Source organism: Pseudonocardia sp. ICBG1034, from assembly GCF_020131375.1.
Taxonomy (GTDB): Bacteria; Actinomycetota; Actinomycetes; order Mycobacteriales; family Pseudonocardiaceae; genus Pseudonocardia; species Pseudonocardia alni.
Window position 1 is genome coordinate 651,032 of the sequence record NZ_JAHLEK010000015.1, and the last position, 13,419, is coordinate 664,450.

General features: G+C 75.7%; 10 protein-coding genes. 7 read left to right on the forward strand and 3 right to left on the reverse strand.

Features of this window, described 5'->3' with window-relative positions; genetic code table 11:
- Positions 1-93 precede the first annotated feature (93 nt).
- Positions 94-1,365 (reverse strand): NDMA-dependent methanol dehydrogenase, encoded by a 1,272-nt coding sequence (gene mdo / locus KPF22_RS04720; protein ID WP_224401347.1) that lies wholly within the window; start codon positions 1,363-1,365, stop codon positions 94-96.
- Between the two features lie 134 nt (positions 1,366-1,499).
- Positions 1,500-2,636 (reverse strand): GNAT family N-acetyltransferase, encoded by a 1,137-nt coding sequence (locus KPF22_RS32950; RefSeq protein ID WP_374107454.1) that lies wholly within the window; start codon positions 2,634-2,636, stop codon positions 1,500-1,502.
- A gap of 158 nt (positions 2,637-2,794) precedes the next feature.
- Between KPF22_RS32950 and mftA the strand changes: the two genes are divergently transcribed.
- From mftA to mftE, 5 genes are all read left to right on the forward strand, one after another.
- Positions 2,795-2,881, forward strand: a complete 87-nt coding sequence (gene mftA / locus KPF22_RS04735; RefSeq protein ID WP_060710386.1) for a mycofactocin precursor MftA — start codon at positions 2,795-2,797, stop codon at positions 2,879-2,881.
- Positions 2,871-3,182, forward strand: coding sequence for a mycofactocin biosynthesis chaperone MftB (gene mftB / locus KPF22_RS04740; RefSeq protein ID WP_062398180.1), 312 nt, complete (start codon positions 2,871-2,873; stop codon positions 3,180-3,182). Before mftA ends, mftB begins: the two co-directional genes overlap by 11 nt.
- Before the next feature lie 37 nt (positions 3,183-3,219).
- A complete protein-coding gene (gene mftC, locus KPF22_RS04745) occupies positions 3,220-4,455 on the forward strand; it encodes a mycofactocin radical SAM maturase (RefSeq protein WP_100878817.1) in 1,236 nt (411 codons plus the stop codon).
- Between the two features lie 11 nt (positions 4,456-4,466).
- Positions 4,467-8,954: an FAD-dependent oxidoreductase gene (locus KPF22_RS04750; RefSeq protein ID WP_224401348.1), complete on the forward strand. Its 4,488-nt coding sequence runs from the start codon at positions 4,467-4,469 to the stop codon at positions 8,952-8,954.
- Between the two features lie 109 nt (positions 8,955-9,063).
- Complete coding sequence (mftE, locus tag KPF22_RS04755; protein ID WP_208818885.1) at positions 9,064-9,786, forward strand: mycofactocin biosynthesis peptidyl-dipeptidase MftE; 723 nt, start codon at positions 9,064-9,066, stop codon at positions 9,784-9,786.
- 7 nt (positions 9,787-9,793) lie between these two features.
- Here the strand turns inward: mftE and KPF22_RS04760 are convergent, their stop codons facing one another.
- Positions 9,794-10,927 carry an alkaline phosphatase family protein gene (locus KPF22_RS04760; RefSeq protein WP_224401349.1) on the reverse strand — a complete coding sequence of 378 codons (1,134 nt, stop codon included), beginning with the start codon at positions 10,925-10,927 and terminating at the stop codon, positions 9,794-9,796.
- A gap of 96 nt (positions 10,928-11,023) precedes the next feature.
- Between KPF22_RS04760 and mftF the strand changes: the two genes are divergently transcribed.
- Both mftF and KPF22_RS04770 read left to right on the forward strand, forming a co-directional pair.
- Positions 11,024-12,517: a mycofactocin biosynthesis glycosyltransferase MftF gene (mftF, locus tag KPF22_RS04765; RefSeq protein ID WP_208818887.1), complete on the forward strand. Its 1,494-nt coding sequence runs from the start codon at positions 11,024-11,026 to the stop codon at positions 12,515-12,517.
- 383 nt (positions 12,518-12,900) lie between these two features.
- Entirely contained in the window at positions 12,901-13,419 is a 519-nt protein-coding gene (locus tag KPF22_RS04770; RefSeq protein ID WP_149663407.1) for a (2Fe-2S)-binding protein, read from the forward strand.

The window sequence follows — 13,419 nt, forward strand, 5'->3', positions numbered from 1 at the left end:
GACTGCTGAGCCGCACGCAGCCGTGCGGCGGACGGACGGCCGCCGCCGCGCCCGGGGGCTGATCCGGGCGCGACGGCGGTGGGGCGGTACGTCCTAGTAGGACTTGCCGAACGCGTGGTCCACCATCGGGACCAGCGCCTCGACCGTGCACTCGCGGGGGTTGCCCGGGGTGCAGTAGTCGCCCATCATGTGCTCCGCGATCCGGCGGACGGTGTCGCCGTCGGTGGGGATCGTGTCGCCGACACCGGAGTACTTGCCGGTGTTCATCCGGTTCTTGTCGTAGCTGTCGGACCGCAGCGCGCCGAAGTTGTCGGGGATCCCGACGTCCTTGGACAGCCGGATGGCCTCCTCGACCGCGGCGTCCGCGGCCTGCACGGTCGTCATGTTTCGGGTGTCCACACCGAGCGCGGTGGCGATCTTCGCGTAGCGCTCGTAGCGCGACGGCAGGTTGTACTCCCACACGCGCGGCAGGGCGATGGCGTTGTTCAGGCCGTGGTGGGTGTCGAAGAACGCCGAGACCGCGTGCGACGCGGAGTGCACCAGGCCGAGGCCGCCGGAGTTGAACGCCTGGGCCGCGATGTACTGCGCGTGCATCATCTTCGACCGCGCCTCGAGGTTGCGCGGCTCGTACACCGCCTCGCGCAGGTAGCGCCCGACGAGCTCGATCGAGTAGATCGCGTTGCCCAGCGAGGGCTCGAAGTCCAGCCGCGAGACGTACGGCTCGGACCCGTGGGCGAGGACGTCGAACCCGCAGAAGGCGGTGAAGTGCTGCGGGCAGCTGTAGTAGAGCAGCGGGTCGTCCAGCGCCAGGGTGGCGACGACGGCGTCGTCGAACCCGACCCACTTCTTGGGGTTGTCCATGTCGCTGGTGTTGGTGATGACGTACGCCCACGAGGTCTCGGACCCGGTACCGGCGGTGGTGGAGACCGCGATGTGCTTCGGGTTCTCCATGTTCGTGGACTTCGAGAAGCCCTCGAACTCGTTGATGTTGCGGCCGTCGTGGGCGATGACGACGCGGGCGCCCTTGGCGGCGTCGTGCGAGGAGCCGCCGCCGATCGAGATGATGCCGTCGCAGCGCTCGCTCGTGTAGAGCGCGGCGGCGTCCATGCAGTTGTAGTCCTTGGGGTTGGACTCGACCTGGTCGTAGACGACCACGTCGACGCCCTGGTACTCGACCTTGCCCTTGAGCTCCTCCACGATCCCGGAGCCGCGCAGGCCCGAGGTGACGAACAGGGCGCGGGTCATCCCCATGTTCTTCGCCTCGACGCCGAGGATGTCGTGGGCGCCGACGCCCAGCAGGGCTCGCGGGAACGGGTGGAACTCCTTGATCGGGAAGTCCCAGATCTGGTTGAGCTCGATGGCCATGACTCTCCTCGACGGCTTCGTCGGCTGGCGGACGAGCACAACCCTGGTTGTTGCGAGCTACTGGCAACAGCTACAGATGGGTACCTGACCACCCGGTCGTTCGCCGGGGCAGGTCCACCCTCCGTCCGGAGGGGTCACCGGCGTGGGGCGGAGGCCTCGAGGTGGGTGCCGACCGTGGTGAACCCGCTGCGCCGGTACCAGTCCCGCGGCCAGTCGGCGGCGTCCGCGCCCAGCGCGAGCAGGTCGCAGCCGTGCTCGGCGGCGAGCTCGCGGGAGCGGGCCAGCAGTGCCCGGCCGTGCCCGCGGCCGCGGTGGGCCGGGTCGGTCTCCAGGGCGTCGAGCCAGGCCGTGGCCCCGTCGCGGCGCAGCGTCGCGGCCGCCACCACCCGGTCGTCGGCGACGACGGCGAGGCGGTGCAGGGCCAGCACCCGGTCGTCGCCGGTGTCGCGGTCGACCAGCTGGTCGAGGTCGCCGGGTCCGGCGCCGGGGAGGTCCCGGGCCCAGGAGGCGCGCCGGAACCCGCGGAGCTCGTCGTGGTCCAGCTCGGTGATCGTCGACGCGCCGGCACCCGTGGCCGCGCCGGTCGCGGTGGGGGCGGTCATGGCCTCGTTCGCCGAGACCGACCACCCGGCGGCGCGGAGGCCGTCGGCGAGCTCGTCCGCGCCCGGGCCCCACAGCAGCGCCCCCGGGTGCAGGCCGTGCGCGGCGAGCGCCCGGTCGGCCTCGGCGAGCACGGTGGCCGGGTCGGTGCGGTCCGGTCGGCCGAGCAGCAGCTGGTTGTGCATCCGCGACACCGGCCAGGCGTCGGTCCGGACGGCGACGCCGCCGGTCACCGGCTCCTCGGCGGTCGCGCCGCGCCGCAGCATCGACGGCTCGAACCCCATCGCCCGCGCCGCCGCGCCGGGCTCGGGAACCTCCGGTGCGGCGAAGCCGTCCGGGCCGGGGCGGTAGGGCAGCACCATCAGCACCGCCGACGCCGGCACCGCCCCGTAGGCGTGCGGGAACCGCATCGACGCCGGGTCGGTCGGCACCCCCGGCTCCCACCGGACGTCGACCCCGGCGACGTCGATCCGGGCCGGGTCGAGGACGAGCAGGACCAGGTCGGTCCGGCCCGCGAACAGGCGTTGCGCGGGCAGGGCGACCTGGTCGGGCGTCGACAGGTGCACGAACCCGACCTCGTCGAGGGAGGGGGGTGCCACGGCTCCGGTGCCGAGCCACCTCCGCCACTCACGAGGGGTGCACAGGTGCAGCAGGACCGTCCCGACCGTCATGGGAGACAGCCTGCACGCCCGTCCGATCGGACGGGCGTGGACGTCGAGTATTGATTTCCGGCACCGGGTGCCAATAGCGTCCGATCCGCTGCCACCGCCGGCCGGCGGGGCGGTTCACCACCTCTCTCGCCGAGAGTCGGATCCAGCGGAGGTTGCGCATGAGCGAGCACCAGAACGAGGACGCCCTGACCGAGGAGACCCTCGTCGAGGAGGTCTCCATCGACGGCATGTGCGGTGTCTACTAAGCCCCTCGACACCACGGTTCCGGACGGCGCCGCGGGGGCCTTCGACCCCGCGGCGCCGTACCGGCTCAGCGAGAGCGTCTCGCTGCGTCCGGAGCCCTTCGGCGCCCTGGTGTACGACTTCGTGACCCGCAAGCTCTCCTTCCTCAAGACGCCCCAGCTGGTCTCGGTCGTGCGCGACCTGGAGAACCAGCCGGACGCCCGCTCGGCGGTCCGTGCCGCCGGCGTCGAGGAGCCCCAGCACGACGCCTACCTGCGTGCTCTCGCCGGACTGCTGAAGTCCCGCACGATCGTCGCCCGTTAGTCCCGCCCGCCCCGCCGACCACCACAGTGAGGTGCCCGTGAAGCTGGTCGACCACTTCCAGTACGGCCTGAACTCGCCCATCTGCCTGACCTGGGAGCTCACCTACGCGTGCAACCTCGCGTGCGTGCACTGCCTGTCCAGCTCCGGGCGGCGTGACCCGCGCGAGCTGAGCACCGCCGAGGCCAAGGCCGTCATCGACGAGCTGCAGCGCATGCAGGTCTTCTACATCAACATCGGTGGTGGCGAGCCGACCGTGCGCCCGGACTTCTGGGAGCTGCTGGACTACGCCATCGCCCACGACGTCGGCGTCAAGTTCTCCACCAACGGCGTCAAGCTCGACAAGCAGCGGGCCGCGCAGCTCGCCGCGACCGACTACGTCGACATCCAGATCTCGATGGACGGCGCGACGGCCGAGGTCAACGACTACGTCCGTGGCCCGGGCTCGTTCGACACCGCGATCACCGCGCTGGAGAACCTCGCCGAGGCCGGGTTCAAGCACCCCAAGATCTCGGTCGTGATGACCCGGGAGAACGTCGACCAGCTCGACGAGTTCAAGGCCATCGCCGACAAGTACGGCGCCCAGCTGCGCATCACCCGGCTGCGCCCGTCCGGCCGCGGCGCCGACGTCTGGGACGAGCTGCACCCGACCCAGGCCCAGCAGAAGCAGCTCTACGACTGGCTGGTCGCGCACGGCGACCAGGTCCTGACCGGTGACTCGTTCTTCCACCTGTCCGCCTACGGCGAGGCCCTGCCCGGGCTGAACCTGTGCGGCGCGGGCCGCGTGGTCTGCCTGATCGACCCGGTGGGCGACGTCTACGCCTGCCCGTTCGCCATCCACGAGAACTTCCTGGCCGGCAACGTCCGCGACGAGGGCGGCTTCAAGGAGGTGTGGGAGCACTCCGAGCTGTTCACCGAGCTGCGCCAGCCGCAGACCGGCGGGGCGTGCGCGTCGTGCCCGCACTACGACACCTGCCAGGGCGGGTGCATGGCCGCGAAGTTCTTCACCGGCCTGCCGCTCGACGGCCCGGACCCGGAGTGCGTGCAGGGCTACGGCGAGGCGATGCTGGCCGCGCGCGACGGCGGGACGGTCATCCCGAAGTCCGACGTCGACCACTCGCGCTCCGCGCCGCGCAACACCCGTGCGCCGAAGCAGCCGACGATGCTCTCGCTCACCCCGCCGCCGCGCCGGCCGGACCGGGCCTGCGACGAGAACCCGCTCGCCGGGTTCGCGCCGGACGCCGTGCCCGTGGCACAGCCGGTCGCCGGGAGCTGACCACGGACCTGTTGCTGACGGGGCCCGTCGACCTGCGTGGTCGGCGGGCCCCGTCGCGTGTGCTGTTCGGGCCGCACGAGACCAACCTCGGCGACGCCGCACGCGGGATCACGGCCGACCACGTCGCCTACTACGCGGCGCGGGCCGCCGGGGGCGCGGGGATCGTCGTGGTCGAGCCGGCGTCGGTGCACCCCTCGGACCACCCCTACGCCTACGCCCCCGCCGCGTCGCACGCCGCCCCCGGGTGGGCGGCGGTCGTCGCGGCGTGCCGGCCGCACGGGACGCTCGTGCTGGCCGGGCTCGCGCACGCCGGTGGGCAGGGCAGCTCCGCGCACTCCGGGCACCCGCTGTGGGCGCCGTCGCCGGTTCCGGACGTCGTGTCCCGCGAGGTCCCGGTCGCGATGGGGGCCGCGGAGATCGGCGCCGTGGTCCGCGGCTTCGCCGACGCCGCCCGCGCGGCTGTGGACAGCGGTGTGGACGGTGTGGAGATCTCCGCCGGGCAGCACTCGGTGCTGCGCCAGTTCTGCTCCGGCCTGACCAACCACCGCGACGACGCGTACGGACGCGACCGCACCCTGCTGCTGCGCGAGGTCCTCGACGCCGTGCGGGCGGCGATCGGGCCGGACCCCCTGCTGGCGCTGCGCCTGTGCGTCGACGAGCTCGCCCCCTGGGCCGGCATCACCCCCGGTGACGGCCTCGCCCTCGCCCGGGCCGTCGCCGACCGGGTGGACCTGCTCGTCCCCGTCGTCGGGAGCGCGCTGTCGGTCGCCGCGACCCGGCCGGACCTGCACACGCCCGAGGCGTTCCTGCGGGCCCGGTGCGGCGGGCTGCGGCGTGCCCTCGGCGGTGCGACGACGGTCGTCCTGGCCGGCAGCGTCGTCACCCCGGCCCTCGCCGAGGAGGCCCTGAGCAGCGGCGACGCGGATATCGTCGAGATGACGAGAGCGCAGATCGCGGACCCGCGGCTCGTCGCGCTGACCCGGGCCGGGACGCCGGAGCGCATCCGGCCGTGCCTGCTGACGAACGCCCTCGCCGCGGCCCGGGACCCGCGCAACCCCGTGGTCGGGGACGAGCTGGAACCGCGGTCGGGACACGAACGGACCGATCCGGACCCGGATCCGGATCCGTCGCGTTCCGCGGAACGCGGTCCGGACACTGGGGCGGGCCCCGGACACCTCGATGCGGAACGAGCGCTGCGTTCCGCGGAACGCGCCGCAGGGGCGCGACGGCCGGTGCTCGTCGTCGGCGGCGGACCCGCGGGGCTGGAGGCGGCCCGGACGCTGGCGCTGCGCGGGCACCCGGTGACGCTGCACGAGCGCACCGACCGGCTCGGCGGCCTACTGCCCGCGGCCGCGGTGCTGCCCGGCCGGGACCGGCTCGCGCTGCCGGTGCCCTGGTGGGCCGCGGAGCTCGACCGGCTCGGCGTCGACGTGCGGCTGGGGTCGCGGGTGGACCCCGCGGTGCTCGGCGCCGCCCGGGCACGGGGGGAGGCGGTGGTGCTCGCGACCGGGTCCCGGCCGTCGCCGCCGGTGGTCGACGCGGACGTCCCGGTGCTCACCGCGGCGGAACTCTGCGCGGGGGTGGCGCGGTCAGCCCGTGTTGTCGTCCCGGCCGCTGCCGGGCGCGGTGTCGGTGCGGCTGAGGGCGTCGGCGATCCCGGCGCGGACCGCGCGACGCACCACGTGGTGGAGGACGTAGAAGAACGCGAACGCCATGACCAGCCAGAACAGGACGACGACAACCTCCATGGCGGGCACCGTAACGCAGTCGTCGCGGTGCTCGCCGCCGCGCGCGTTCCGCGGAACGCGCCGGTGCTCGTCGTCGACCCGCTCGGGGACTGGACCGGACCGGGGGTCGCGGAGCTGCTCGCCGCTGCCGGGCATCCCGTGGTCCTGGCCACGCCGGACGCCGTCGCCGGGCACCAGCTCGGCCGCTGCGGCGACATGGCCCCGGCGAACGCGCGGCTGGAACGGGCCGGTGTCCGCCGGGCGTTGTTCACCCGGCCGGGGGTCGTCCGCGGCGGCGTCGCCGAGCTGGTGGACGTCCACACCGGAGCGGTGACGACCGTGCCGTGCGCGGCCGTCGTCGACTGTGGACCGCGGCTGCCGCAGGACGCGCTGCCGGCGCTGCCCGGCTGCGCGGTCGCGGGGGACCGGGTGGCGCCGCGCACGCTCGCCGAAGCGGTGCGGGAGGGGCGGCGGGCCGCCTTCGCCGTGACGGGCGTCGGCGCCTCGGCGGGCATCACGGCCGGGTCCGCGACCGGAGCTGCGCTCGGAGTCCGAACCGCGGCCGGGACCGTGGCCCCGGCCGGAGTCGGGCCGTGCGCCGTGACCGGAGCCGGTGCGGCTCTGCCGCTGCCCCCGGCCATCGCGCCCGCGGTGCTCCCGGAGTCCGAGCTCCTGAGGTCCGTGCTCCCGGGGTCCGCGCCCGCCGGGCCCCGCGGACGCGTGACACCTCGTCCGGGGCCCACCGCGGTCGCGACGCCGGAGACAGCGGACCCCGCCCCCCCGCGGCCCCGGCTCGGCGACCCCCTGCGCCTCGGCCGCGCCACGTTGCGCAACCGGATCGTCTTCACCGCCCACCTCACCGGCTTCGCCGAGGGCGGCATGCCGACCGACCGGCACACCGCCTACTACGCGGCCCGTGCCGCGGGCGGCGCCGCACTGGTGATCACCGAGGAGCACGCGGTCCACCCCGGCGACCGGCCCTACGAGCGGCTGATCCGTGGCCACGACCCGGCCGTGCTGCCCGGCTACCGCGCCCTCACCGACGCGGTGCACGCCCACGGCGCCCTCGTCCTCGCCCAGCTCAACCACAACGGCGCGCAGGGGTCGGGGATGTACTCGCGCACGGCCGTCGTCGGGCCCTCACCGGTGCCCGACCCGATGTTCCGCGAGGTCCCCGCCGAGCTCGACGCGGCCGGGATCGGCGCGGTCGTCGACGCCTTCGCCGACGTCGCCGCGCGCTGCGTCGAGGGCGGGTTCGACGGCGTCGAGCTGCAGTGCTCGCACGCCTCGCTGCTGCGGCTGTTCCTGTCCCCGGCCACCAACTGTCGCACCGACGCCTGGGGGAGCGACCGGGCGAAGCTGGTGCTCGACGTCGTCGCCGCCGTCCGCGCGGCCATCGGCCCGGACCCGGTGCTGGGCCTGCGGATCGGCGTCGACGAGCGCATCGAGGGCGGCATCACCCCCGCTGACGGCGCCGACCTCGCCCGCCGTCTCGCTGCGACCGGGCAGGTGGACCACCTCAACACCTCGATCGGCGTCGCCACCTCGACGCTGCACCTGATCGAGCCGTCCATGCACACCCCGCCGGGCTACGCCGGGCACCTCGCCGCGACCCTGCGCCGCGCCGTCCGTGCCGCCGGGGCGGACCTCCCGGTGATCGGGGTCGGCCGGTTCACCACCCCCGCCCAGGCCGCCGCGGCGCTGGACCGCGAGGAGTGCGACCTGGTCGGCGTCGCCCGCGGGCAGATCGCCGACCCCGGCTTCGCGAACAAGGCCCTCACCGGACGCCCGGTACGCCGGTGCGTCGGGTGCAACCAGGACTGCATCGGCCGGGTCGGGCTGAACCTGCCGCTGGGCTGCGCGGTCGACCCGGCCGCCGGGCGCGAACGGCTCGTCCCGCCCGCCCGGGCCGCCGATCCCGGCGCGGGCCGGGTGCTCGTCGTCGGGGCCGGGCCGGCCGGGCTCGCTGCGGCCGCCGCGCTCGCCGGGCGCGGGCACCGGGTGCTGCTCGCCGAACGGGCCGGCACCCCCGGTGGACGGCTCGCCCTCGCGGCGACCGCGCCCGGGCGGGCCGAGCTCGGCCACGTCGTCGCCGACCTGCTTCGCGAGGCGCACGCGGCCGGGGTCGAGATCCGGTACGGCACGACCGTCGACCGCGGGTTCGTCGAGGAGCTGGAGCCCGCGGCGGTCGTCGTCGCCACCGGGTCGGTGCCCGCCGCCCCGTCGTGGGACCCGGAGCGGCTGACCGTCCCCGTCGACGACGTGCTGGCCGGGGTGCGCCTGCCCGCGGGCCCGGTGCTCGTCGTCGACGAGCTCGGGTTCCACCAGGCCACCTCGGTCGCCGAGCTGCTCGCCGCCCGCGGGCACGCCGTCGAGGTCGTCACCCCGGCGCTGGTCGTCGGGCAGGACCTCGGGCTCACCCTGGACCGCGAGGGGTTCCGCCGCCGCGCGCACGCAGCCGGGATCCGCTGCAGCACCGACCGGGCCGTCCTCGGGGTGCTGCGCAGGGGTGAGCAGAGCGCAGGGGGACCGGGCTGCACCGTGGAGCTGCTGCACCACTCGACCGGTCGGGCGGAGCGTCGCGAGGTCGGCGCCGTCGTCGCCGCGACGGCCACCGTCCCCGCCACCCGCCTCTGGAACGCACTGGCCGACGGCCGGTGGCCGGTGCACCGCATCGGCGACGCCCTGGCTCCGCGGCGGTTCGATGCCGCGATCCGCGAGGGGACGCTGCTCGACCTGCGGCCGGCCCCGCTTCCGGCCGTCGTGCCGTGACCACCGCCCCGGCGCGGTGGCCGACCGGCCTCGTCGCTGCCGGGGGCGCCGTCGTCCCCGCGGTGACCGCGCCGCACCGGACCGGGACCCGACCGGGCAGGCTGGGACCGTGCTCCTCGCGGATCTGACCTGGCCCGACCTCGACCCGGCCGCGGCGTACACGCTGCTCGTGCCGGTCGGCTCCACCGAGCAGCACGGCCCGCACCTGCCGCTGGGCACCGACACCGCCGTGGCGTCGGCGGTCGCGTCGGCGCTGCACGACGCCGACCCGGGGCTCGTCCTCGCCCCCGCCCTGCCCTACGGCGCCGCCGGTGAGCACGAGGGCTTCCCCGGCACCGTGTCGATCGGGGAGGACGCGCTGCGCACCGTCCTCGTCGAGTACGGCCGCTCGGCGTGCCGGTGGGCGTCGCGGCTGGTGCTGCTCAACGGGCACGGCGGCAACGTCGCCGCGCTCCGCTCGGCCGTGACCCTGCTGCGCCACGAGGGCCGCGACGCCGGCTGGCTGTCCTGCGTCGCCGACGTCCCCGGGGTGCCGCTGGACGCCCACGCCGGGCGCTACGAGACCTCGCTGCTCGCCCACCTGCATCCCGGCCTGGTCCGCACCGACCGCGCCGAGGCGGGCGACACCCGGCCGCTGCGCGAGGTCATCGGGGAGCTGCGGGCCGGGGGGATCGCCGCGGTCAGCCCGAACGGCGTGCTCGGTGACCCGGCCGGCGCGTCGGCCGGGGAGGGGCTGCGGCTGCTCGCGGCGATCACGGCGACGGCGTCCGCGGCGGTCACCGCATGGGACCCCGACCCCGGAACCGGACGCCTCCGCCCGCCGCCGGCGTAGCACGGGGTCACGCCGCGGGGTGCACCAGCAGGGGCACGAGCTGCTCGGCCGTGGTGAACGAGCCGTGCTGGCCGGGCAGCGTGGACAGGAACGGCTCCGCCTCGCTCCGGACCACCGCCGCCGTCCCGTGCAGCGCGGCGACGACGTCGCCGACCCGGTCGAGCACCCGGTCGGTGACCGGCCCGAACCAGCCCCGGGCCACCGCCTCCTCCCGGCTGACGACGGCGGCGTCGTCGCCGAGCACCGCCTGCCAGGCGGCCAGCGCCTCGGCCGCGGCCCCGGGCTCGGTGTAGACGTGCCGGGCGCGCGGGTCCCCGCCGAGCAGCGCCACGCCGTCGGACAGCGCCGGGGTGGTGTCGGCGTCGACGGTCCGGTCGACGGTGACCATGCCGTGGTCGCCGGTGACCGCCAGCAGGGTCCCCGCGGGCAGTGCCTCCAGCAGCATCGCGAGCAGCGCGTCGACCTGGCGCAGCTGCCAGCGCCACGCCGGGCTCCCGGGGCCGTACAGGTGACCGACCTTGTCCAGGTCGGCGTGGTAGCCGTAGACCAGCCGCGGGCCGGGGCCCTCCACCCCGGCGAGGATCTCCACGGCCAGGTCGCCCAGCGCGGCGACCCCGCGGTACTCGCCGCCGCGCAGCCCCGACCGGGTCAGCCCGGACGTCCGGAACTCCAGCGGTGACACCGACCGGACCGCGACACCCGCCGCCGCGGCCCGCTCCAGCACGGTCGGCTCCGGCTGCACCCGCTCCGGGACGAGCCGCTCCCGCAGGTCCCGGCGGCCCGAGGACCAGCCCAGCGCGTCGAGCAGCTCGCCGTCGACGCGGAACCGCAGCCCGAGCGTGCCGTGCGCGCCCGGCGGCAGCCCGGTGCCGAGCGAGGTCAGGCTGATCGGGGTGGTCGAGGGGAACCCGACGGTGAGCGGTCCGGCGTCGGCGAGCCCGGCCAGCACCGGCGCGTCGGCGGCGTGGGCGTGCAGCAGCTCGTGGCCCAGCCCGTCGACGAGCAGCAGCACCGCCGCCCCTGCCCGCGGGAGCCCGAACGCGGCCGGCCGGTCGTCGAGCGGGGCGCCGATCGCGTGCAGCAGCGCGGGGAGGACGTCGGCCAGCGTCGCCGAGCCGTAGCGGGGGAGGACCTCGGGCATGCCCCGGAGTCTGCCCGGCGGGACCCGTGCGGACCACGCCGATCGGGCAGGTGCGGGTGTCGACCCGCGACGGCCGGGGATGGAAGGCTCCCGCAGGTGACCGCCGCCCGGACCGACCCCGACCGTCCCTCCGCCACGACCCCCTCGGGCCCGGCGGACCGGCGGCTCCCGGACGGCTTCCGGGTGGTGCTCGACCGTCGCACCCGGCGGCTCGACGGCGGCGCGGCGCTGCTCGGCGGCGCCCCGCCCCGGCTGGTGCACCTGTCCGCGCGGGCCCGCGCGCTGCTGCCCGCCCCCGGGCGGCCGCTGGTCGTCACCGGTCCCACCGAGCGGTCCCTGGCCCGCACCCTGCTCGACGCCGGGCTCGCCCACCCCGTCCCCGACGCCCCGGCCGGGATCACCCCGGCCGAGGTCACCGTCGTCGTCCCGGTGAAGGACCGGCCGCTGGACCGGCTCCTCGCCGCGCTGGCCGGGACCGGGGTGGCCGGCCCGGTCGTCGTCGACGACGGGTCCGCCGACCCGGCACCACTGCGCCGCGCCGTCGAGCGGGCCGGGGGGACGGTCCTGCGGCACGCCACCCCGCGCGGCCCGGCGGCCGCCCGCAACGCCGGCCTCGCCGCCGCGACCACACCGTTCGTGGTGTTCCTCGACTCCGACGTCGTCCCCGAACCCGGTTGGCTGCCCCCGCTGCTCGCCCACCTCGCCGACCCGGCGGTCGGTCTCGTCGCGCCGCGGATCGTGGCGTCGGACCCGGAGCGGGGCGGCGGGCTGCGCGGGGCGGTCGGGCGCTACGAGGCGGTGCGGTCGTCGCTGGACCTGGGGCCCGACCCGGCGCTGATCGTGCCGCGGTCCCGTGTCGCCTACGTGCCGAGCGCGGCGATGCTCGTCCGGGTGTCGGCGGTCGGGCCGGTCGCGTTCGACCCGCGGATGCACGTCGCCGAGGACGTCGACCTCGTCCTGCGCCTGCACGCGGCCGGCTGGGCGATGCGCTTCGAACCCGTCGCGCGGGTCGCGCACGACCACCGCACCCACCCGGGGGAGTGGCTGCGGCGCAAGGCGTTCTACGGCACCGGGGCGGCGCCGCTGGCGCGTAGGCACCCCGGCGCGGTGCCGCCGGTGATCCTCTCCCCCTGGACGGCGGCGGTCTGCCTGCTCCTGCTCGCCCAGCGGCGGGGGGCGACGGCGCTCGCCGCCGTCGTCACCGGGGTCGCGACCGAGCGGCTGTCCCGGAAGCTGCCCCGGCTCGACCACCCGCGGCGCGGGGCGGCCCTGCTCACCGCGCTCGGCCTGTCCGGGGCGCTGTGGCAGACGGCGTCGGCGCTGACCCGGCACTTCTGGCCGGTCGCCGCGCTCGCCTGCCTGGTGTCGCGCCGGGCCCGCCGCGCGGTCGTCGCGGCGGCGCTGGCGGAGGGGCTGACCGACTGGTGGCGCCACCGCGACCGCGACCCGCGGGTCCGGACCGGGCCGCTGCTGCACCTGCTCGCGCACCGGCTCGACGACCTCGCCTACGGGGCCGGTCTGTGGTGGGGGGCCGTCGAGCAGCGGACCTCCGCCCCGCTGCGGCCGACCGGTCCTGGCGCGCGACGCTGACACAGGTTAGGCTTCCCTGACCTCCGGTGTCGTACCACTCCGTCAGGACTGGTCTGAACGGGTGATTCGTGTTGCGTCGCGGATCCGATTCTGAGGGCACCTCTCGCCCACCTTCTCCGCGCCTGCGGTTGCGCACGACAGGCTGTCGCCGTGACGTCGGCAACACACCACCCGACCTCCGGTCGCCCCGCTCCCGGCTCCTTGCACCCCAGGAAGATCGGGAGTGTGATGTGGGCGCTGCCACACGAGACGTGCGGCAACTTTTCCGGGCGCGCCGGCGTGGTCGCGAGACAGGCGACGGCGATCGGCGTTCCTCGGACGAAGTCCCCGGTCAGACCCCGCGCTTCGGAGCGTGCGTGGTCGCGTACGAGGAGTGAGAGTTCATGACAGAGGTCCGGGTCACCGTCGACGGCGTGAACTACGCCGACGACGTCGAGCCCCGCATGTTGCTCGCGCAGTACCTGAGGGAGACGCTGGGCAAGACGGGGACGCTGATCGGCTGCGACACCAGCAACTGTGGTGCCTGCACGGTTCATCTCAACGGGCAGAGCGTGAAGTCCTGCTCGGTGCTCGCGGTCCAGGCGGACGGCGCCGAGGTCACCACCATCGAGGGTCTCGCCCGCGACGGTCAGCTGCACCCGGTGCAGGAGGCCTTCCGCGAGTGCCACGGTCTGCAGTGCGGGTACTGCACGCCGGGAATGATCATGGCTGCGGTGGACCTGCTGGGGGACAACCCCGACCCGTCCGAGCAGGAGGTCCGTGAGGGCATCGAGGGCAACCTCTGCCGCTGCACGGGCTACCAGAACATCGTGCGCGCCGTGCAGACCGCGGCGAAGAACATGAAGCCGGGAGCCGCCGCTCAGCCCTCCGGCCAGGCCGCCCCGGTTGCGGGAGGTAACTGA